Annotated in this window: 18 protein-coding genes; 15 read left to right on the forward strand and 3 right to left on the reverse strand. The window is 58.9% G+C overall.

The window, feature by feature from the left end:
• The first annotated feature begins 1 nt into the window (after window position 1).
• Window positions 2-628 (forward strand): nitroreductase family protein, encoded by a 627-nt coding sequence (locus AAFN83_RS10460; protein ID WP_347768991.1) that lies wholly within the window; start codon window positions 2-4, stop codon window positions 626-628.
• 107 nt (window positions 629-735) lie between these two features.
• Here the strand turns inward: AAFN83_RS10460 and tlp are convergent, their stop codons facing one another.
• Window positions 736-945 (reverse strand): small acid-soluble spore protein Tlp, encoded by a 210-nt coding sequence (tlp, locus tag AAFN83_RS10465; protein WP_347768993.1) that lies wholly within the window; start codon window positions 943-945, stop codon window positions 736-738.
• A gap of 221 nt (window positions 946-1,166) precedes the next feature.
• Between tlp and AAFN83_RS10470 the strand changes: the two genes are divergently transcribed.
• Window positions 1,167-2,321, forward strand: coding sequence for a DUF4097 family beta strand repeat-containing protein (locus AAFN83_RS10470; protein WP_347768995.1), 1,155 nt, complete (start codon window positions 1,167-1,169; stop codon window positions 2,319-2,321).
• 29 nt (window positions 2,322-2,350) lie between these two features.
• Here the strand turns inward: AAFN83_RS10470 and AAFN83_RS10475 are convergent, their stop codons facing one another.
• The gene (locus AAFN83_RS10475) at window positions 2,351-3,007 is read right to left on the reverse strand and encodes a Crp/Fnr family transcriptional regulator (RefSeq protein ID WP_347768997.1); all 657 of its coding nucleotides are present in this window, start codon (window positions 3,005-3,007) and stop codon (window positions 2,351-2,353) included.
• Between the two features lie 283 nt (window positions 3,008-3,290).
• Here AAFN83_RS10475 and AAFN83_RS10480 point away from each other — a divergent pair, with 283 nt between their 5' ends.
• From AAFN83_RS10480 to AAFN83_RS10530, 11 genes are all read left to right on the forward strand, one after another.
• Entirely contained in the window at window positions 3,291-5,003 is a 1,713-nt protein-coding gene (locus tag AAFN83_RS10480) for a peptide-binding protein (protein WP_347768999.1), read from the forward strand.
• 81 nt (window positions 5,004-5,084) lie between these two features.
• Window positions 5,085-6,425: a M20/M25/M40 family metallo-hydrolase gene (locus AAFN83_RS10485; protein ID WP_347769001.1), complete on the forward strand. Its 1,341-nt coding sequence runs from the start codon at window positions 5,085-5,087 to the stop codon at window positions 6,423-6,425.
• Complete coding sequence (locus tag AAFN83_RS10490) at window positions 6,422-7,609, forward strand: M24 family metallopeptidase (RefSeq protein ID WP_347769003.1); 1,188 nt, start codon at window positions 6,422-6,424, stop codon at window positions 7,607-7,609. Before AAFN83_RS10485 ends, AAFN83_RS10490 begins: the two co-directional genes overlap by 4 nt.
• 15 nt (window positions 7,610-7,624) lie before the next feature.
• Window positions 7,625-9,007, forward strand: a complete 1,383-nt coding sequence (locus tag AAFN83_RS10495) for a M20/M25/M40 family metallo-hydrolase (protein WP_347769005.1) — start codon at window positions 7,625-7,627, stop codon at window positions 9,005-9,007.
• The gene (locus AAFN83_RS10500) at window positions 9,004-10,176 is read left to right on the forward strand and encodes a M24 family metallopeptidase (protein WP_347769007.1); all 1,173 of its coding nucleotides are present in this window, start codon (window positions 9,004-9,006) and stop codon (window positions 10,174-10,176) included. The genes AAFN83_RS10495 and AAFN83_RS10500 overlap by 4 nt, the downstream gene beginning before the upstream one ends.
• A gap of 61 nt (window positions 10,177-10,237) precedes the next feature.
• The gene (locus AAFN83_RS10505) at window positions 10,238-11,203 is read left to right on the forward strand and encodes an ABC transporter permease (RefSeq protein WP_347769009.1); all 966 of its coding nucleotides are present in this window, start codon (window positions 10,238-10,240) and stop codon (window positions 11,201-11,203) included.
• Window positions 11,204-11,222: 19 nt separating this feature from the next.
• Window positions 11,223-12,137: an oligopeptide ABC transporter permease gene (opp4C, locus tag AAFN83_RS10510; RefSeq protein WP_347769011.1), complete on the forward strand. Its 915-nt coding sequence runs from the start codon at window positions 11,223-11,225 to the stop codon at window positions 12,135-12,137.
• A 44-nt stretch (window positions 12,138-12,181) separates the two neighbouring features.
• On the forward strand, window positions 12,182-13,249 hold the full coding sequence (locus tag AAFN83_RS10515) for a M24 family metallopeptidase (RefSeq protein ID WP_347769013.1): 1,068 nt from the start codon (window positions 12,182-12,184) through the stop codon (window positions 13,247-13,249).
• Window positions 13,250-13,295: 46 nt separating this feature from the next.
• Window positions 13,296-14,282: an ABC transporter ATP-binding protein gene (locus AAFN83_RS10520; protein ID WP_347769015.1), complete on the forward strand. Its 987-nt coding sequence runs from the start codon at window positions 13,296-13,298 to the stop codon at window positions 14,280-14,282.
• Complete coding sequence (locus AAFN83_RS10525) at window positions 14,279-15,247, forward strand: ABC transporter ATP-binding protein (RefSeq protein WP_347769017.1); 969 nt, start codon at window positions 14,279-14,281, stop codon at window positions 15,245-15,247. Before AAFN83_RS10520 ends, AAFN83_RS10525 begins: the two co-directional genes overlap by 4 nt.
• Before the next feature lie 51 nt (window positions 15,248-15,298).
• On the forward strand, window positions 15,299-16,483 hold the full coding sequence (locus tag AAFN83_RS10530) for a pyridoxal phosphate-dependent aminotransferase (protein ID WP_347769019.1): 1,185 nt from the start codon (window positions 15,299-15,301) through the stop codon (window positions 16,481-16,483).
• Window positions 16,484-16,492: 9 nt separating this feature from the next.
• On the opposite strand, the gene AAFN83_RS10535 is transcribed toward AAFN83_RS10530, so the two are convergent.
• A complete protein-coding gene (locus tag AAFN83_RS10535) occupies window positions 16,493-17,296 on the reverse strand; it encodes an AAC(3) family N-acetyltransferase (RefSeq protein WP_347769021.1) in 804 nt (267 codons plus the stop codon).
• A 299-nt stretch (window positions 17,297-17,595) separates the two neighbouring features.
• On the opposite strand from AAFN83_RS10535, the gene AAFN83_RS10540 reads away from it, so the two are divergent.
• Both AAFN83_RS10540 and AAFN83_RS10545 read left to right on the forward strand, forming a co-directional pair.
• On the forward strand, window positions 17,596-19,371 hold the full coding sequence (locus AAFN83_RS10540) for an HSP90 family protein (protein ID WP_347769023.1): 1,776 nt from the start codon (window positions 17,596-17,598) through the stop codon (window positions 19,369-19,371).
• Window positions 19,368-20,429, forward strand: coding sequence for a hypothetical protein (locus tag AAFN83_RS10545; RefSeq protein ID WP_347769025.1), 1,062 nt, complete (start codon window positions 19,368-19,370; stop codon window positions 20,427-20,429). Before AAFN83_RS10540 ends, AAFN83_RS10545 begins: the two co-directional genes overlap by 4 nt.
• The last annotated feature ends 77 nt before the right edge of the window (window positions 20,430-20,506 follow it).

Raw genomic sequence — 20,506 nt, forward strand, 5'->3', positions numbered from 1 at the left:
CATGGGTGAAGTAAGTGCCATTGTCAAGGAAAGAAGATCCGCCATGAAGTTCCAGCCGGATGTACGCATTTCGAATGAGGAGCTGGAGGAGCTGTTTCAGCTCGTCAAATTTGCGCCATCCGCCTTCAATCTTCAGCATACGCATTATCTGGTGGTAACCGACCCAAAGCTTAAAGAAGCCGTCTATGAAGCGGCCAATCAACAATACAAGGTCAAGACCGCCTCTGCCGCCATCGTCGTCTTGGGCGATCTCGATGCTTATCAGCAGGTCGGAGAGCTCCACCAAGGACTGCTTCAGCTCGGCGTCATCAACAAGCAGGAGTATGACCTGACGGTGGAGAGTGTGACCCGCTTCTATGAAGAGGGCGGGGAGGCCGTCAAGCATGACGAGGCTATCCGCAACAGCAGCCTGTCGGCCATGCTCTTCATGCTGGTGGCCAAGGACAAGGGCTGGGATACCTGCCCGATGATCGGGTTTGATCCCCAGAAGCTGAAGGACGCCTTGAACCTGCCGGATCGAATGGTACCCGCCCTGCTCATTACGATCGGCAAGGAAGACACCACGAAGCAGCGCCCGCGCGGCTACCGCAAGCCGGTCAGCGAATTTGTCAGCTACAATACCCTTTAAGGCGGGCAGGCCTGCCTAAAGCAAAGAAAAACCGGGAGAGGCATCTCCCGGTTTTTTTACTGTCCTTGCGGGCTAAAATAGTGGTCACCGCTATACGAGGGAAAGCCTCACACCTCGTCCTTGATCTCCTCGCGAAACGCCTCCAAACTCTCCTTGCGGCGTTCGTTCTTTTGCTGAATTTGGCTGCGTTCCTCCTCGCTGATCTCCGAAGAGAATTCCTCCAGGTACTCTTCCGCCTCGTCAAGGTTTTGCAGGGTGTTCTGAATACTCTTCTTCAAATGCACGGCGTTGTCCGCCCGATTATCCGGTTTTGCCATCTGGCTCGCACCTCCTGATTCCTGACATGGATCTTTCTGCACGGGTAGTCTCTCCGTACGGGTGACCCCTTATGCGCTACGGCCCCGTGGATCGTTCAAAGGTGCATTTTCAGCCCCCGTACTCCTCCTTCTTCTCAGCAAGTTCTAATCCGGCTGTAAAGTCTCTCTCATCCCTGGCGGGCTAGAATGAAAGCAATTCAGGAAGAATGGGAGAGATGAACATGAAACGAATGATGATGCTGGTCTGGATTGGAGCTATGCTTGTCGCGCTTACGGGCTGCACCCCGTTGGAGGAGCGGGCCGCCAGCCGCTCGGCTGCTTCGCCTTCTCCTAGTCCCACTCCGTCTGAATCCAGTATGATTCAAAAGGCAGGAAGCTCGCTTGCCACCGCCATTCGGGACGCGGGTGCTGCGCTTGACGAGGTGGTCGATTCCCTCGAATCGTTTGACAACCTGGACTTGAACCTCGGGAATGACCTCTCGGAGCTCGCTTCGATAGAATGGGATAAGCTCAGCGGGCATTCCTTTGACCGAGGGATAACGACTTCAGCCATCGATTCGAAAATCCAAGAGGTCCGAATTACCAATCGGAATGGCCGGATTCTTCTCAAGCGGGGAGAGGTGTCAGAAGTTCAGGCTGCTCTCACGGTCGTGGTGGATCATGTGACGAAGGAGGAAGCGAAGACCGTAGCAGACAAAGCCCAGGTGGAGATCAACCGCAAGGGCAAAACCCTTGAAATCCATACCACCGCCCCTTCCTACGGAAAGAGGGGGCAATACGAGCCGAGCCTTCTCCTGACGGTAACGCTGCCGGAAAAGACAAAGGCGGCCCTGGCGGTCGAGCAGGCAAATGGAGTGGTGGATGCGCGGAACGCAGCGGGGACGGAGAGCCTGTCCGTTACGGTTCGCAACGGCAGCATTGAGGTTCGGGAAGCGCTCGGAGCTCTGGTGCTCGAGATGGAAAATGGGCGTCTGGAAGTGAACGATGCGAAAGAGGCGGTTACGGCCAAGGTGACGAATGGCGAGATTACGGCGAGGGGGATCAAGGGACCGCTTGTCATGAAGGCCGTGAACGGCAGGCTGTCCGCGAAGGACGTGTTCTCCTCCGTAGAAGCTGAGGTTGCCGCCGGGGTAGTGACCCTGGAGAGTGAGACGCTCGGCGGGGATTGGAGCGCAACCTCCGAGGTCGGCACCGTCTCCTTGTCCTGGCCGGCAAATGCCTCTGTTGCAGTGGAGGGAGAGGTCTCCATCGGAGGAGTGAAAACCGACTTCCCGCTCACCGTGAGCAAGGGGAAGGCGACGGGAACCATCGGCAAGGGGACCTATAAGGTAAAAGCAAAAGCCTTTGCCGGACTTCGGCTGGAGCAAGTTCGATAAGGGGATTCGCATGCTGGCAGGGAGGGGCGTTACAGCTTCACCAGCTTCTTCAGGGCTTCCATATCGGGAATGTAGAGGTAGCCGCCCTCCTTGCGAATGACCTGACGCTTGATCAAATGACTCATGATCTTCGAGACCGTGATGCGCGAGCAGCCCATCAAGTCGGCGAAGAGCTGATGGGTCATTTTTGTGTTGATTTTGATCCCCTTCTCCGTTTCAACCCCATAGTTAAAGCTGAGTCGGTAGATGTACTTGATGATAATCTGCTCCTTGTCCAGAAAAACGAGCTCCGTGACATGGTCCACGAGGAATTCCACAACCTCCGATAGGTTCCCCATCCAGTTCTCCGCCAGCTCCCGGTTGCTGAACAGCACATCGAGAAAGCTCTTCTGTTCCATAACCCGCAGGGTGCACTTGGTTAGTGTCGTGGCCGTCATGAAGTAGGGGCGGCTCGAGGCGGACCACAGGTCGCCGATCAATTCCCCTTTGTTCACGATATACATGATCTTCTCGTTGCCGTCCGGTGTGGTGCTGGAGAATTTGACCCGCCCGGATTCGATGTAGTAGATCTGGTTGATCTTTGCCCCTTCCTCGGCGATCAGCCGATTCTTGCTCAGGGTGATGACGGGGCAGCTCGCAAAGTGCTCGCTCCATAGATCGTTTTGGATGTAGTGGGTTTTGGTCATGAGGATGGACTCCAATCCGATTTGATGTCAGTAATCATTCCACAGTTGAACGGAAAAGGGAGAATAAAATGTCGGGTCATGTGATGGAATCTCTTAATCATCAGCAGTCTATTTGTTTATTATAACGTCCTTCTATTTGAATTTTCAAAACGTTAAGCGCTTACGCTGTCGATTTTTGTAGTCGGGGCTACAACATTTCGCGTTTTTCCGCGCTAGAATGGGAGTTACTTATCACGTTGGTACCGATGTGATAAAAACTCACACTTGCGGGGGGAGCAACCGAATGAAAAAAGGATCGGCCGTACTCACGTTCTTACTTGGCATCAGCTTAACCTTGACTGCTTGCAGCACGAACAGCAGCTCTTCCTCTCCTTCTCCTTCAGCGGCAGCCCCTACGGCAAGCACAGGGGCGACGACGACTCCTGCAGCGAGAAACGGCGGAACGGTCACGGTGGCCCAGGCCTCAGAGCCGGGCAACCTCAATCCGCTCATCTACGCCACCACGAGCGACACCAACGTGACGCACATGATCTTCGACTCCCTGGTTAAGCCGGATGAATCGCTCCAGATGGTCGGCGGCTTGGCCAAGAGCTGGGAGGTATCCGACGACGGCCTCACCTACACGTTCCATCTGCAAGAGGGCGTGAAGTGGCACGACGGCCAACCGTTCAGCGCGAAGGATGTGGCCTTCACCTTCACCGCGATGGCCGATTCCCGCTATGACGGGGGTGCCTACAGCCGCGTACAGCCGGTAGCCGGCGCAGAGGACTTCCATGACGGCAAGGCGGACAGCGTATCGGGTATCAAGGTCGCAGACGACAACACGATCACCTTTACTTTGGCTAAGCCGAATGCTTCCTTCCTGGCCAATCTCTTCATCGGTATCCTGCCGGAGCATGTGCTGAAGGATGTCTCCCCGGCTGACTGGGCGAAGGATGCCTCGAACCGCAGCCCGATCGGCACGGGTCCCTTCAAGTTCGTGAAGTGGGAGACCGGCCAATATATCGAAGTGGCAGCCAATCCGGATTATTTCGGCGGTGCTCCCAAGCTCGATAAGGTGGTCACCCGATTCGGAGATGCCAACACGATGCTGGCCGCTTTCATGAACAAGGAAATCGACATTGTTCCGATCGCCGGGGATCAAGTGGAGAACGTCAAGACGCTTGATTTTGCCGATGTGAAAGCAGCGAACGATCTTTCGGTGTATTACGTGGGCTTCAACCTGCTGAACCCCTTCTTCTCCGACTTGAAGGTTCGCCAGGCTCTCGCTTACGGCACCGACAAAACCCTGATCGTCTCCAGCGTAATCGGAGAATACGGCGAAGTGAGCGACGACCTCTTCCCGAATGCCCATTGGTCGCATAATCCCGATGTTACGAAATACCCCTACGACAAGGAAAAGGCCAAGCAGCTGCTGGAGGAAGCGGGATTCAAGCTGAACAGCAAGGGCTTCTACGAGAAAGACGGCAAGGAGCTGAAGTTCTCCCTGAACGTCCCGACCGGCAAGCCGGAGCGTGAAAAGACGAGTGTTCTCCTCAAGCAGCAATGGGCCGAGATCGGCGTGAACGTCGAAATCATTTCCCTCGACTTCTCCACGTTGGTCACGAAGCTTCTCCCGGCCGGCAGCGACGGCAAGAAGCGCGCGGTTACCGCGAGCGACTACGACGCCTACATCCTCGGCTTCGGGGTAGAGGCCGATCCCGACGAATACCGCTCCTACTTCGGGTCCAAGTTCATGCCGCCGAACGGCTACAACTTTGTCAGCTACAGCAACCCGAAGATCGACGAGCTGTTCGACAAGGAGCTGGCCGAGACCGATCCGCAGAAACGCACCGCCACCTTCCACGAAATCGGAAAAACGCTCTCCGATGACGTGCCGTGGATTCCGATCTATGGGCAGAAGACGGTCTTCGCTGCGGGCAAGAAGGTGCAAGGCTTTAATCCGGATTTCCGCGGCGTGAGCTTCAACGCCAAGGACTGGAGCTTGTCCGAATAAGGGCGAGGGATGGGGAAGGATGGAGCGGATCAGTTCGCTCCTTCCCTTTCTTCCCTTTTCCGAGCATAAAGGAGTTTTCCCATGACCAACGCGGATGATGCCATACAACACGAAGCGACGGAGCTGCTCCGAAGCCTGATTCGGATTCCGACCGTCAATCCACCTGGAGGAGAGCTTGCCGCCGCTCGTTACATCGCCGATCTGGCGGAAGCGGAGGGCATTCACGCCGAGCTGCTCGAGACGGCGCCTGGTCGGGGAAATGTCCTTCTTAAGCTGGCAGGCAGGGAGCCCGGACCGCCTCTCATCCTGCTGTCGCATCTGGATGTGGTCGGCGCGAACGAGAACGAGTGGAAGCATCCTCCCTTTGAGGGGGTTATCGAGGACGGCTACCTGTGGGGCCGAGGAACGGTCGATACCAAGCAGCTAACGGCGATGGAGCTGATGACGCTGCTGCGGCTCGCCCGGAACAAGATCACCCCGCGGCGGGATGTGTACCTCATCGCGACCGCCGATGAAGAGAGCGGGAGTGTGCACGGGTTAAAGGCGCTGCTTGCGACCCATGGCGAGCTGTTTCAGGGAGCAGACGTGGTCAGCGAAGGCGGTGGCTTTCCCATCGTGGTGAATGACAAGCTTTTTTATCTATGTGAAGTGGGGCAGAAGGGGCTCTGCCAGGTCAAGTTTACGTACCCTCGCGTCCCGAATCGCAACCCCTTTTATCCCGAGAACACCGGACTTGCCCGCCTGTCCGAGCTTATTGCTCGAATTGCCGCCTTCACTTGGCCCGGCGAAGTTCCCGTCACGACGAGGATGCTGATCCGAGAGCTGATGGAGGCATGCGGGGAGAAGCCGGAGGGGCATTCGGTAGCGGATCAAATTGCGTTCCTCCAGACGAAGGTCAGCCCGATGATGGGGCAGACGATCAAAGCGATGACCGAGAGCACGCTCGCCTTGACCCTCGTGAACGGCGGTCGACTTCGCCGGGAGCTTGATGGTGAATACGAAGCGACGGCCGATATTCGCCTTTTGCCTGGGGTAACCCGGGAGGAGGTAGAGTCGCGGCTAGCTGAGCTATGCAGCGGACTTGGGATCGAGTGGGAGCTTCTGACCTGCCAGGAGGGCTATGATTCCGGAAGTGAAGGGCCGCTGTACGAGGCCATGAAGGCAGCGCTTGCCACTCATTCGCCCGGAGCGAAGATGGTTCCCTTCATCGCCACCGGATCGAGTGACGGTCGTTATCTTCGAGAATTTGAAAGCAAAGTGTTTGGCTTTTCTCCCGTGCTGCCGGAGGACATGACCTTTGATCAAGCGGTCTCCATGGTACACGGGATTGATGAGAGAATCGCCTGCCAGTCGATAGGCTTTGGAGCCCGGGTGCTCTATGAAACGGTTATGCATTATCTGGAACGGAGGGAAGCCCTATGATCAAGGAGGAATTTCGCGTCGCCCATGAGAAGCTGGCGGCGGCTGCCGAACTGCTGGGCGAACACGGAATCGATGCTTGGCTCATTCTGAACCGGGAGGCGAGTGACCCGTCGCTGCCGCTCCTGATCGGAACGACATCCATTCATGAGGCGGCCGTTGTGCTCCGGGAGGACGGAGGTCATCTGATTCTTGCGTCTGAGAGCGATCGAGGAAACTTTGAAAATACTGGACTGTTTGCGGAGGTGATTCCCTACGGTCAAAACTTCGAGGAAGCGCTCCGAGGCCTCATGGATCGTCTGGCTCCAGCAAAGCTGGCGCTGAACTTCTCCCTGACCGATCACCTGTGCGACGGCCTTACGGTCGGGCAGTACCAGCTCCTGGAGGAGGCTATCGGGAAGGATCGCCTCCGCGCCATCGAGGTGTCGAGCGAGCCTCTCCTGAAGGAAATTCGCAGCATCAAGACCCCGGCGGAGTTGGAACGGATTCAACAGGCCGTGACCCTCACCCAGGAGATCTTTCAGGAAGTGGCGGCGGAGATTCGCTGCGGCATGACGGAGCGGGAAATCGGGGAACGGTTCGTTGAGGGGATGAAGGCGCGAGGTGTCACGAACGGCATCGATCATCCGTTCGATCCGCCTCTCGTCTGTATCGTCCGCGCCGGCCTTGCTCATCGCAAGCCGGGGAATACCGCGGTAGAGCCCGGCGATATCCTCATCCTGGACATGTCGGTGAAATACCGCGACTATTGCTCGGATGTCGCCCGCACGCTGTATGTGCTGCGCCCAGGCGAAACAGAGCCGCCGGCCGACGTGCGGCATGCCTTCGACACTGCCGTCACGGCGATCACCGCCGCGATCGAGAGCATCGCCCCCGGCAAGCGGGGTTATGAGGTCGACGCGGCTGGACGCAGCGCCATCGAGGCAGGAGGGTACCCGACCATCCGCCACTCGGTCGGGCATCAGGTCGGCCGGCAGTGCCACGACGGCGGAACGCGGCTTGGGCCGCCCAGCCGGGCGGACTCCGACGGCGTGGTGAAGGCGGGCGAGGTGTACGCCATCGAGCCGACGGTCATCCAGGATGGCGGGCTGCCCTGCATGCTCGTCGAGGAGAATGTCGTCGTTACCCGAGACGGGGCCCGGCTGCTCAGCAAGCGGCAGCTTGAGCTCGTGGTCATCCCATGCTGACAAGGAGGGAAGCCGATGGGGCGTAAGCAACTGCAGAATGTGAACATCAAAGATCCCAAGCAAGAGAAGCCGCCGGGCGAGGGCCTTCCTCTAGGCCGGGAACTACCCTCTCTGGATGCCGAATGGGAGGAATCCGCGCTGGCCCTCTTTACGGACCTTCTCCGCATTGACACGACGAACCCGCCGGGCCGTGAGCTCGCGGCGGTGCACTACTTGCAGAAGCGGCTCGCCGAGAAGGGCATCGGCTCGGAATGCTTCGAGCCGGAGCCGGGGAGGGCGAATCTCATCGCCTGCATCGGCTCCGGGACGAAGCCGCCCGTCATTCTGCTCTCTCACCTCGATGTGGTGGCCGCCGAAGCCGCCCGGTGGACCGAGCCGCCCTTCGAGGCGAAGGAAGTGAACGGCGTCATCTACGGGCGCGGGACGCTGGACACGAAGCAGCTCACCGCCATGCAGACGGCGGCTTTCCTTCATCTGAAGGAGCAGGAGGACAAGCTCGACCGAACGGTCTACCTGGTGGCGACAGCGGATGAGGAAGCGGGAAGCCGCCTGGGCATGGCCCAGGTGATCGAACGGTTCCCTGAGCTGCAGGCAGATGGGTACGTCATCAGCGAGGGAGGCGGCTTTCCGCTCCTCCTGAACGGGCGGAACCTCATCCTCTGCGCTGCAGGCGAGAAGGGCGTCTGCCGGATTCGGCTTCAGGCAAGCGGGCCGCAGGGCCACGCCTCCTGTCCCCCGACCGATCAGGCGATCTTCCGCCTCGGAGCGGCCCTCGGGACGCTCGCGGCTTACAAGTTTCCGGTGAAATACACGGAGGTGTCCCGCCAGTTCATTCTGGAGACGGGCTTAAGCCCGACCAGCAAGCAGGTCATCGAATCGACCTATCACAACCTGATGGAGTACATGCTCCATGACGGGCTCATGATCAACGAAGTGAAGGCCGGGGAGCGCATCAACGCGATTGCAGGCCACGCTTCTGCCGACCTGGAAATTCGCCTGCTGCCGGGTACAACGGTGCAGGACATTGAGCAGTTAATGAAGCGGCTGCTTGGCCCGCTCCCGGTGGAGTGGGAGATCGTCAGCTTCGAAGAAGGGTATGCAAGCAGCATCGACAATGAGCTCCTGGAGCTCTTCGAGCAAAACTGCCAAGCCTACGGGCTCGATGCGAAGCTCGTTCCCTTTGTCGCGCTGGGCCGTACGGACGGCCGCTTTCTCGGTCCTTACACGGACCGGATCTACGGCTTCTCGCCTACGCTTCTGGAGGACCATTTTGCCGCCGTGCTCGAACGGGTTCACCAGCACGACGAGCGCATCAGCCGGGCCTCCTATCTCTTCGGGGCGAAGGTGCTGACGCAGACGCTTCATGATCTATGCCTAACAGGCGGAGGTGCAGCATGAACTATACCGTGAATCAGGAAAAGATGGGGCAAGCCGCGAAGGCGCTCCACGAACGAAAGATTGACCTCTGGCTCATCCTCACCAGCGAGGGCAGCGATCCCTGCCTGCCGCTCGTTACCGGTGTGAAGACAGTCGGCCCGGGCGCCTTCTTAATCGCGGCGAATGGCGCACGCTACGCGGTGTGCAGCTCCATCGACGCGCAGGACATCGAAGAGAGCGGCCTCTTTCAAGAGGTGATCAAATACAGCGGGGGGCTGGAGGAAGCACTGGCGAGCCTTGTTCAGCGGCTGGCTCCGTCCCGAATCGCCTTGAACTACTCGAAGGAGGAGCATTTGTGTGACGGCCTCACCCTCGGCTGCTACCGTTGGCTCATGCAGACCTTGAAGGACTACACCGGTGAGTTTCTCTCCTCGGCCTCGTTTCTCACGGAGCTCCGCAGCATCAAGACACCCGAGGAGCTTCGCCGCATCCGGCAGGCCATCGCCGTCACCCTTGAGATCTATGAGGCGGTCTTTCAGAGGCTCCAGGTCGGCATGACGGAAAAGCAAGCGGGTGAGCTCTTCCTGACGGAGATGAAGGAGCGCGGGGTGGTAAACGGTCTCGATCGTACGCTGTCCATGCCGATGGTGCTGAAGGAAAACATTGCGCACCGGCAGCCCTCCGACCGGGTCATCGAGCCGGGCGATCTGGTTATCTTCGACTACAGCATCGAGTACGAGGGCTACGTCTCGGACATCGCCCGGACGGTTTACTTCCTGAAGGAGGATGAGGAGGATGCGCCTGAGGATGCCCGCTTCGCCTTCCAGGCGGCTTATGACGCGATCAGTGCGGCTCAGGCGGCGCTCAAGCCGGGAGCGATCGGGCATGAGGTAGATGCGGTGGCTCGCCAGTTCCTGCTGGAGCGGGGCATGCCCGAGATCAGTCATGCGACAGGCCACCAGATCGGCCGCGAAACGCATGACGGCGGGACGCTGCTCGGTCCGCGCTGGGATCGCTACGGACAAGCCCCTTACGGCCGAATCGGTGAGAACATGGTGTTTACACTGGAGCCAACCATTTTGCCGGGGAAGCCGCCGTACATTTTGCTGGAGGAAAATCTCGTTGTCACCGCGGAAGGATCCGAGTACTTGAGCGAACGGCAGAAGAGCCTCGTGTTGATCCGCTCGTAGGGAATGCATCCGATCCGTACCGGTTCGCTTTTCAACCGCTTGTCAGAAGGGAGGAATGATCGTGCAACGCTATCTGGTCAAAAGACTGCTCACTACCCTGCCGCTCTTGGTCGGCATTTCCTTGCTCACCTTCTTCATCATGCAGATCACACCCGGCAATCCGATGCAGACGATGATCGATCCGCGCATCTCAACAGCGGAGCTCGCTCGCGCTCAGGAACGAATGGGGCTGAACGATCCGGTCATCGTGCAATATTTTCGCTGGCTCGGCCAGATTGTGCAGGGCAACCTGGGCTTCACCATCAAGACCGGGCAATCCGTCGCAGGCATGATCCTGGAGCGCCTTCCCGCGACGCTTCTGCTCACGGTGACGGCTTTCCTGCTCAGCTTCATCATCGGGGTGCCGCTCGGCGTCTATTCCGCTACCAACAAGTACACAAAGCGCGATTACGGCCTCACGGTCTTCTCGTTCATCGGCATTTCGGTGCCGTCCTTTTTCTTTGGAATTGCCCTGATCTACCTGTTTGCCGTCAAGCTGAACTGGTTTCCCACCTCGGGGCTTGCCACCATCAACCTGCAGGGCAGCAGTTGGGCGATCTTCCTCGACAAGCTGAAGCATCTGGTGCTGCCGGCGCTCGTGCTCGCCCTGCCGAACCTGGCGGTGATCATGCGGTTTACCCGCTCCAGCATGATTGAGGTGCTGACCCATGACTACATTCGGACGGCCAAGGCCAAGGGGCTCGGCGGCTCCATGGTGAAATACAAGCACGCGCTGCGAAACGCGATTATTCCGGTCATTACCCTGTTTGGAATCTCCATTCCGACGTTGTTCGGCGGAGCGTATATCACCGAGACGATCTTCAACTGGCCGGGCATGGGCAGTCTGGGCATTCAGGCCATTACGGCGCGCGAGTATCCGATCATCATGGGGTTGAACCTGTTCACCTCGATGCTCGTGCTGCTCGGCAACCTGACGGCGGACGTGCTGTACGCGGTGGCCGATCCGAAGATTCGGCTATCCAAATAAGCGAGAGGAGGCCATCGACGTGGCAATCGTCCAAGACAGCAGCGTTCCCAAGTTGGGTAAACGCAAGTCGGGAGCTGGAAGCCAGACGTGGCGAAGGTATCGGAAGAACAAGCTGGCGGTATTCGGCTTGGGCTTCATCGGTCTTCTCCTCCTCGTCTCGATCTTCGCTCCGTGGCTTGCCCCGCACAATCCGTTTCAATCGATCAAGAATGCGGCGGGCGGCCTGGATATCATGGCCAAACCCGATTCCACGTACTGGCTCGGTACCGACAGCCTCGGGCGAGACATTCTGTCCCGGCTGCTCTACGCCGGCCGCGTCTCCCTGAGCGTTGGGATCGTCTCCGTCACCATCTCCACGGTGCTTGGGATCCTCCTGGGTGCGGTTGCGGGCTACTACGGTAAGTGGGCGGATTCGATCATCATGCGCGTGGTGGATGTTGTGTATTGTTTTCCCGTCATGTTCCTGATCATCACGGTCTCGACCCTGCTTAAGCCGAGCATCTATAACGTGATGATCATCATCGGCCTCGTCAGCTGGACGAGCACGGCCCGCCTCGTGCGCGGTGAAATTCTCCGCGTGCGCGAGCTGGAATACGTGCAAGCATCGAAGGCGCTCGGCGTGAGCGACTTCTCCATCATCCTGCAGCACATCCTGCCGAACATCATGGCGCCAATTCTCGTGCAGGCGACGCTGATGACGGCGGACGCCATCCTGACCGAAGCGGCGCTCAGCTTCTTGGGGGTTGGGGTTCAGCAGCCGACACCAAGCTGGGGCAACATGCTGAATGAAGCGATGTCGATTTTGGTGCTCCGCTTCAAGTATTGGATTTGGCTCTATCCCGGCCTTGCCATCCTGCTTACGGTGCTCAGCATCAACTTTATCGGCGACGGCTTGCGGGATGCGCTCGATCCCAAGCTGAAGGGGCGCAAGTGATGGGCGGGAGTAACTCGGAGTACAGAGGGGAGAGGGGAGCCGCCATGACAGAGCGTCTCAACCCGCTTAGACAATGGATGAAGGAGCGAGAATTGGACGGCCTCTACCTCGCCTCGAAGGAAAACCGGCGCTACTTCTCCGGCTTCATCGGTAGCAACGGTCACCTGTTCCTGAGCGCGGATGCGGCCGTGCTGGTCACCGATCCGCGCTATACCCAGCAGGCGGAAGAGGAGGCGGCAGGCTGGCGGATCGCGACCCACGGTCTCGATCCGATGCCGACTTTGCGCGAAGAAGCGCGGGGCCTCCGTGCGAAGAGAATCGGCTTCGAGACCGATCACCTGACGGACGGCGCGATTACCCGCCTTCGGGCAGCTGTACCGGAGGTGGAGTGGGTGCCGATGCCGGATTACGGCCTCACGCTCCGCGCCGTGAAGGACGAAGGCGAGGTTGCCTGTATTCGGCGGGCGGTGGCCATGGGAGACCGGGCACTTATGCGGCTTCTCCCGAGGCTATCTCCCGGCATGACGGAGCGGGAGATCCAGATGGAACTGGAATACCTGCTTGCGAAGGAAGGTAGCGAAGGGGTGGCGTTCGATACGATCGTCGCCTCCGGCCCGCGGTCCGCGCTGCCGCACGGCACGGCAACCGATCGCCCCATTCGCTCGGGCGAGATGGTGGTGGTCGATTTCGGAGCGGTCTATCGCGGGTACCACGGCGATATGACGCGGACGCTGCGGGTAGGCGAACCCGAACCGGACCTTCATCGGTTAGATGAGGTGGTGCACGAAGCGCTGGAGGAAGCCGTTCGCGCGGTACGCCCCGGCATAACGGCTGGGGAGCTCGACCGGGTGCATCGCCGGGTGTTTGAGGCGGCGGGGCTGGAGCGCTACAGCCTTCGCGGCTTGGGCCACGGGGTGGGGCTGCATATTCACGAGCGTCCCCGAGTGGTCATCGGCAGCGAGGAGATTCTCGTTCCCGGCATGATCTTTACCCTCGAACCGGGTCTCTACGTGCCGGGGGTGGGGGGCGTACGAATTGAAGATGTCGTACGGGTAACAGAGGAGGGCGTCGAGGTGCTGACCCAATGCCCGCGCCGCCTGCAGATTCACTAACGTTGATCCTTCTCCGCCAGGGGAAGACAAGGAGGGAAACCATCGCATGGAACAGCTGCTCGAGGTCAAAGGGCTCAAAACCTATTTCTATACGGAAGAGGGAGTCGCGAAGTCGGTGGATGGCATCGATTTTTCCCTCTCCAAAGGCAAGACGCTCGGCATTGTCGGCGAGTCCGGCTGCGGCAAGAGCGTCACATCCTTGTCCGTCATGCGGCTCGTGGCGGAGCCCGTGGGTCGGGTTGTTGCGGGAGAGATCCTCTTCGATGGGGAGAACCTGCTTACCAAATCCGAGAAGGAGATGGAACGCATTCGAGGCAACCGCATCTCCATGATCTTTCAGGAGCCGATGACATCGCTCAATCCGGTGTTCACGATTGGCAACCAGATCAATGAGGTGTTGAAGCTGCATCAAGGGCTCTCGACGGCGGAAGCGACCAAGAGAAGCATTGAGATGCTTCGGACCGTCGGCATTCCCCTTCCTGAAAAAAGGGTGCACGAGTATCCGCACCAGTTGAGCGGAGGAATGCGCCAGCGCGTCATGATCGCCATGGCGCTTGCGTGCGACCCGGCGCTGCTCATCGCGGATGAGCCGACAACGGCGCTCGATGTCACCATTCAGGCACAGATCCTTGAACTGATGAAGGAGTTGAAGGACCGCCTCGGTACCTCCATCATGCTCATTACTCATGACCTGGGGGTAGTGGCGGAGGTTGCCGATGAGGTCATGGTCATGTACGCGGGCAAGGTGGTGGAGCACGGAGCGGTAGGCGAGGTGTTTGCCAACCCGCTGCATCCGTATACGTTGGGCCTTCTCGCCTCGATTCCGAATATCGACGAAGAAGTGGAGCGTCTGGAGACGATTGAAGGGCTGGTGCCGAATGTATATGAGATGCCGGCGGGGTGCCGGTTCGCTCCGCGCTGCAAGTATGCGATGGACCGCTGCGTGCAGAGCCAGCCGGCTCTGACGAGGGCAAACGGTCACGAAGTCCGCTGTTTTCTGCACAGCGATGCCGTAGAGGGGGGAACGGAATGAGCGAGACGCTGCTGGATATCCACGACTTAAAGGTTCACTTTCCGATTGGCGGCAGCGGCCTTCTGGGCGGGGAGCGGCAGACCGTCAAGGCGGTCGACGGCTTGACCTTCACCATTGAGCGCGGAGAGACCTTGGGCATTGTCGGCGAGTCCGGCTGCGGCAAATCCACCACCGGCCGGGCGCTCCTTCGTTTGATCGAGCCTACAGACGGTACGGTGAATTTTGAGGGGCGCGATATTCTGAGGCTGCGCCGGGGAGACCTGCGCGGCCTGCGCCGCGAAATGCAGATCATCTTCCAGGACCCGTATGCGTCGCTTGATCCGCGCAAGACGGTTTCGAGCATCATTGGAGAAGCGTTCAAGGTGCACGAGAGGCTGTCCGGCCGAGAGAGGGAGGAGCGTGTGCAGGAGCTGCTCGCGGTGGTCGGGCTGCGGCCGGAGCATATCACCCGCTACCCGCATGAGTTTAGCGGCGGCCAGCGGCAGCGGATCGGCATTGCCCGGGCGCTTGCGCTGAACCCGAAGTTCGTTGTCTGCGACGAGCCGGTGTCCGCCCTCGACGTATCGATTCAAGCGCAGGTTGTGAACCTGATGAAGGACCTTCAGGAGAAGCTTGGGTTGACGTATCTCTTCATCTCGCACGACCTGCGGGTCGTAAAGCACATCAGTACCCGGGTTGGCGTCATGTACCTGGGCAAGATGGTCGAGCTGGCGAACAAGCACGAGCTGTACCGTAGCCCGCAACATCCCTATACCCGGGCGCTGCTCTCCGCCATCCCGCAATCGGTTACGGGTGAGCGGCGGGAGCGCATCCTCCTCCAGGGCGACGTGCCGAGCCCGGTCAGTCCGCCCAGCGGGTGCCGCTTCCGCACGCGCTGCCCGGAGGCAACCGAACGGTGCGCGCTGGAGGAGCCGCTCTTGAAGGACATCGGCAGCGGCCATCAGGTTGCCTGTCATTACCGCTAAGGGACCCATAGCGGTTCCATTCAATGAACGAACAAAGGAGAGCATTCAACCATGAAATACGACGAGCACTGGGAAAAGCTGAAATCGCCGGATTTTTCGGCTTACGATAACATGGACCCCGAGCGGAAGCTCATGCTGGTTGGAGCCGATCCCTTCTTCCCGGATCCTTGCATTCCGGAGCATGTCATCGAAGCCACCAAGCGAGCGCTGGATGAAGGCAAGACGCATTATGCGCTCGACAACAGCTACGCGGTGCCGGAGCTCAAGGCCGAGCTGGTCAAGAAGCTGAAGACGTTTAACGGCCTGGACGTCGATCCCGAACAGGAGCTGCTCGTCGTTCCGAGCTCCGCCTTCGGCCTGTTCGTCGGCATCCGCGTCTGCATCCGGCCGCATCACGGAGATGAGGTGTTGAACATCGATCCCGGCTTTGCGGAGAATTTCAATGATGTGTACCAGATGGGGGCGATCAGCATCAGCGTCCCCACGTACATGGAGGACGGCTTTCAGCTTCGCATCGAGGAGCTCGAGAAGCGAGTTACACCGAACACCCGATGTCTCGTCCTGACCCACCCGAACAATCCGACTACGACGGTGTACACGCGGGAGGTGCTTCTGGAGCTGGCTGCCTTCCTCGAGAAACATGACCTCATGGTTGTCGTGGACCAAAGCTTCGAGCGCACCATCTACGATGACAAGGAATACATCACCTTCGCGACGCTCCCCGGCATGAAGGAGCGAACGATCTCGGTATTCGGAACCTCCAAGGATTTCGGCCTGACCGGGTACCGGGTTGCGTACCTGGTGGCGCCGAAGCCCATCGTCGACATGTTGAAGGTGGCCACCTTCAATTATGTCGGCCCCACCAATACCTTTGCGCAATACGGTGTGGTGGCGGCGCTGCAAAATCCCGGCTATGTGGACGAGTGGAACCGCATTTACGATGAGCGCCGCCGCTTCGGCCTGGAGCAGTTGAATGCCATTCCGGGCGTGACGGTCCTGACACCGGACGCCGGCTTTTTCTTTTGGGTGAATATCTCGAAGCTGGGTACCTCTGTCGAGATTCGCGATTACCTCGCTCGTGATGCCCAGGTAGGCATTTCACCCGGAACCTGGTTCGGCGCAAACGGGGAAGGCTTCCTCCGCATCATGTACGGCACGATGAAGGATACGGATAAATACAAGGAAGCCATTCTGCGCATCAAGGAGTCACTTTGCAAGCTGTCGGTACGAGACTGAGGGAGCTCCTTACCTCCGATGTCGCTCCATCCAAGCAACGGTCCAATCGACCAACTGCCTCTGGTCGATCAGGCGAGCGTCTGCCCAGCCGATTCGGTGCACGGGCTGAGCGGTAGCCTGATCGAAGGCCTCACCCAGCTCCACGAAATCCTGGTCGTCCACGGCCAGGGAGGAATAAGTAATCCACTCGCGAGCACCGTTCACAAGAACGGCGCTCTTTTCCTGTACCCAATGCTTAGAAGGGTAGGCAGCACGTGTTTCTGCCAGGTGGAGCGAGGTGTTCTTGTCGTAGCCGACTCCGAGCAGCAGCACGCTGCCGCCGACTTGGTACAGACGCCCGAGGGGAGATTCCTCGCCGAAGCAATCCTCCAGCTCCTGTCGCTCGGTCAAGTACTCCGCCAGGCGACCCACGGCAGCGAAGGAGCGGGCCGGATGGTCGGAGCGCTTGGCCCCGGGCCAGGTGCGAAGCATTTCTGCGGCAACGCCCATGCCGATGGCAGGGGTTACCGCCTTGTCGTAGGCGGGCCAATGCTCCCGGAGGAGCGGCCACCATTCCTCGCGGGCATCGAAGTGAACGCCCGTCTCGGGGTCGAGGTTCTTCCACGTCTGGGCAGGCATCATCAAGGTGCCGGTCTCCCCGATGATTTCAAGAATCGCACGAAGCAGGGTCTCCGGACCTCCGATCACGAATCCCAGCTTGCGAAGGGAAACATGAGCCAGTACGGCCTGCCCCTCTGCCAGTCCTGTTGCCTTCAGCTCGTGCTTTAAGGCTTCTTTTGTCCATACCGGTGTGTCTGCTGAATAAATGGTCATGGTCATCCCTCCTTGGAAAATAAAATAAGACAACACCGCAAAAAAGCTGCGGGGTTGTCTTTCGACCGACGTCGGAAGAGCAGGGCCCTCCAATTGATTTCGCTCCTATCTTATCCCATAAAATAGGCGAAATCCAGTCCTTTTTCAGAAATGGATTGAATTTTCTGTAAGAATGGGGTGGCCTGGACGATATCAAAGGGAGAGCGCGTGTGCCGGCACGCCCGCCGCGCGCAAGCCTTGGTTGGCAAGGCGCCTCGCAAGGGGTAAGAACCTTTAACTGGCAAGGAGGGATCTCGAGCATGACGATGAATTTCCAGGTTAACCTGCAAGGGTTAATCGACTTATTATCCAACCACCTCTATTCCGATCCGGGGATCTTCATTCGCGAGCTGCTGCAAAACGGGGTTGACGCCGTTACGGCAAGGAAGCGCCTCGGACAATCCTTTGAAGGACAAGTTCTTGTGGAGGTATATCCTTCGGAGACACTCTCGTTTACCGACAATGGGAGCGGGCTGACCGCCGAGGAGATCGAGCAGTTTCTCGCCCGCATCGGCAGCACGACCAAGCGAGGCGATCTGGATTTGGCCGACGATTACATCGGGCAGTTCGGTGTCGGTCTCTTGTCCTGCTTTGTGGTGAGCGACGAGATCGTGCTCATTACGCGCTCAGCGAAAGGGGACGGGGCCCTCGAGTGGCGAGGAAAGCCTGACGGGACCTATGGCATCCGCAGCCTGGAACGGGAGGTTCCGGTGGGCACCACGGTGTTCCTGAAGGCCAAGCCGGAATTCGCCGAGTTCTTCCAATACGATCAGGTAGAAGAGCTGCTTCATAAATTCGGGCAATACCTGTCGACTCCGATCATCCTGAAAGAGGATCGCTACGAGCGTCGCATCAACGTATCGAAAGCCCCTTGGGATATGAAGAAGGAAGAGGCCCTGGCGTATGTCGAGGAGACGAGCTATTACCGTCCGATGGACATCATTCCGCTCGTGTCCGCCGTAGGCGGCGTGCGCGGCATCGCCCATGTGCTTCCCCATGCGGTCAGCCTTCAGGATGAGAAGCGCCATCGCGTCTATTTGAAGAATATGCTGCTGTCCGACAAGCTGAGCAGCATTTTGCCTCCGTGGGCCTTTTTCGTGAATGGGATTCTGAACACGGACAGCCTGCGCCCGACGGCATCCCGAGAGGCCTTCCAGGAGAACGAGCTGTTCTTCGCTGCGAGGGAGGAACTGGGGGAATGCATCAAGCGGTACCTGATGGAGCTTGTTGACCGGGAACCGGAGCTGTTCCAACGGCTGGTCCGTGTCCACACGGAGTCCATCAAGGCGATGGCGGTGGAGGACCAGGACTTGTACGAGCTGTTCATTCGCCATCTGAGCTTTGAGACGTCCTTCGGCGATTTGAGGGTCAGCGACATCCTTGCATCGAGAAAAGAAATCCTGCTCGCCCCCACCGTGGACGAGTTCCGTCAGATTGCCCGCGTCGCGAAATCGGAGGAAATGCTGGTCGTCAACGGCGGCTATGTGCACGATCTGGATCTGGCTCGCCGCCTGCCGTGGGTGGACAGCTCGGCTACCGTGCGTATCGTGAATACGCTGGAGTTTGCCGAGCGCTTCAAGGAGCTTGGCGCCGAGGAGAAGGCGGAGGTGCAGCCGTTTCTGGAGCTGTCCGACCGGCTGCTCTCCGGCTTCCAATGCCAATCGCTCGTACGCTGGTTTGAGCCTGCGGATCTCCCGGTGCTGTATAACACGAATCAAGAGGTCAACTTCTTCCGGTTGGCCGATGACGCAGAGGAGAAGGCGGATCCGCTCTATGCAGAAGTCGTTCGAGTCATTCGTGATGCCCTCTACGAACGGCCGTATGCGCGCGTCTGCTACAACTACAACAACCCGCTCGTGCGCAAGGCGGTGGAGTCCGGCAACCCGCGCATGCAAAAGGCGTGCATCGAGCTGTTCTACACCCAGGCACTTCTGCTCGGCAACCATCCGATGAATGCTGATGAGTTGAAGCTGATGAACGACTCGCTGCTCTTTTTCATGAATGAGGGGCTGGCTCGGACTGAGGTAGACCGATGAACAACCGATTTGAGGAATTGAGGCGAGCGAGCTGGAGCCTGCCGGATGGAAAGCAAAAGCTCGCCGTAATGGAGGAAATGATTCGGCTTGCCGATCTGTATCGCCCCGTTTCGGATGCATACGAGGTTCGCATGAACTACGTCTCAGCCGCGCCCGACGGGGGCTGCGCCGAGCGGATGATGATCGCCTTCGCCTGGTGCCTGGCTGAATTTCGCAAGCATCCGGATCAATACTCCTCCTTCAGCCTGCTCTGGAACTACAAGTGGGTGTTGAATCAGATCTGGCGCATTCCCGAGTTCAGCCGCGAGACGGCGGACCGTGTCTTCGAGGACTTTAAGGCGATGTGCACCGAGTTCGGGTACAATCTTCGGCCCTATCACCAGCAGCGCGTGAGCTATCTGCTCTCGCTGGGCGAGCTGGACGAAGCGGCCGACGCCTACCGGCTCTGGCGGGCAACTCCGCGGGACAGCCTCGCCGACTGCCGCGCCTGCGAGCAGAACCTGTTCGGCGAGTATCGCTTCCGCATCGGGCATCTGAAGCAGGGAATGAAGACCCTGAAGCCCATCATGGACGGCCGCATGCGCTGCCATGCCATTCCGCAAAACACGTACAGCCTGGTGATGAACCCGCACCTTCAACTGGGGGAAACCGACCAGGCGATTGCGGTATCGCGCAAGGCGTTCCGCGAGCTGGAGGGGCCGGCTTATCTGGAGGAGTACGGCGAATTGCTGGAGACGCTCACGCTGATGGATCTTGCGCGGGCCTATAAGCTCTATGAGCGCACCTTGCCTTTTGTACGGGAGAGCCGGATCGGGTGGAATAACCTGAACTACCTTTATGCTGCCGGCCTATTTGTGGAGGAATGGACAAAGAGCAAGAGGCGAAAAAAACTGCCGATGGCCGATCAGGTGACGCCCGAGTGGATCTCGGATGAGCTTGGCCGTTTGATCCAAGCCTTCGATAGGCGCAATGGAAATTCCATCATCTCCGAGAGAATGGCGGACCGGGTGAAGACTTTCCATAAGTTGAAGCGTAAGCTGGCGAAAGGCTCTGTTTGATAGAGGCGAACGACGAACAAAAGCAGCTCCTGCCGACACAAGGGTGTTGGGGGAGCTGCTTTTTACGCTATAAAAGC

The organism is Gorillibacterium sp. CAU 1737 (assembly GCF_039888655.1).
GTDB lineage: Bacteria > Bacillota > Bacilli > Paenibacillales > NBRC-103111 > Gorillibacterium.

Coding starts and splice junctions, on each gene's coding strand:
- AAFN83_RS10525 (WP_347769017.1), top strand. CDS start 14,279: ATGAGCGAGACGCTGCTGGATATCCACGACTTAAAGGTTCACTTTCCG.
- AAFN83_RS10530 (WP_347769019.1), top strand. CDS start 15,299: ATGAAATACGACGAGCACTGGGAAAAGCTGAAATCGCCGGATTTTTCG.
- AAFN83_RS10520 (WP_347769015.1), top strand. CDS start 13,296: ATGGAACAGCTGCTCGAGGTCAAAGGGCTCAAAACCTATTTCTATACG.
- AAFN83_RS10460 (WP_347768991.1), top strand. CDS start 2: ATGGGTGAAGTAAGTGCCATTGTCAAGGAAAGAAGATCCGCCATGAAG.
- AAFN83_RS10515 (WP_347769013.1), top strand. CDS start 12,182: ATGACAGAGCGTCTCAACCCGCTTAGACAATGGATGAAGGAGCGAGAA.
- AAFN83_RS10535 (WP_347769021.1), bottom strand. CDS start 17,296: ATGACCATTTATTCAGCAGACACACCGGTATGGACAAAAGAAGCCTTA.
- AAFN83_RS10540 (WP_347769023.1), top strand. CDS start 17,596: ATGACGATGAATTTCCAGGTTAACCTGCAAGGGTTAATCGACTTATTA.
- AAFN83_RS10475 (WP_347768997.1), bottom strand. CDS start 3,007: ATGACCAAAACCCACTACATCCAAAACGATCTATGGAGCGAGCACTTT.
- tlp (WP_347768993.1), bottom strand. CDS start 945: ATGGCAAAACCGGATAATCGGGCGGACAACGCCGTGCATTTGAAGAAG.
- AAFN83_RS10490 (WP_347769003.1), top strand. CDS start 6,422: ATGATCAAGGAGGAATTTCGCGTCGCCCATGAGAAGCTGGCGGCGGCT.
- AAFN83_RS10480 (WP_347768999.1), top strand. CDS start 3,291: ATGAAAAAAGGATCGGCCGTACTCACGTTCTTACTTGGCATCAGCTTA.
- AAFN83_RS10545 (WP_347769025.1), top strand. CDS start 19,368: ATGAACAACCGATTTGAGGAATTGAGGCGAGCGAGCTGGAGCCTGCCG.
- AAFN83_RS10470 (WP_347768995.1), top strand. CDS start 1,167: ATGAAACGAATGATGATGCTGGTCTGGATTGGAGCTATGCTTGTCGCG.
- AAFN83_RS10485 (WP_347769001.1), top strand. CDS start 5,085: ATGACCAACGCGGATGATGCCATACAACACGAAGCGACGGAGCTGCTC.
- AAFN83_RS10500 (WP_347769007.1), top strand. CDS start 9,004: ATGAACTATACCGTGAATCAGGAAAAGATGGGGCAAGCCGCGAAGGCG.
- AAFN83_RS10495 (WP_347769005.1), top strand. CDS start 7,625: ATGGGGCGTAAGCAACTGCAGAATGTGAACATCAAAGATCCCAAGCAA.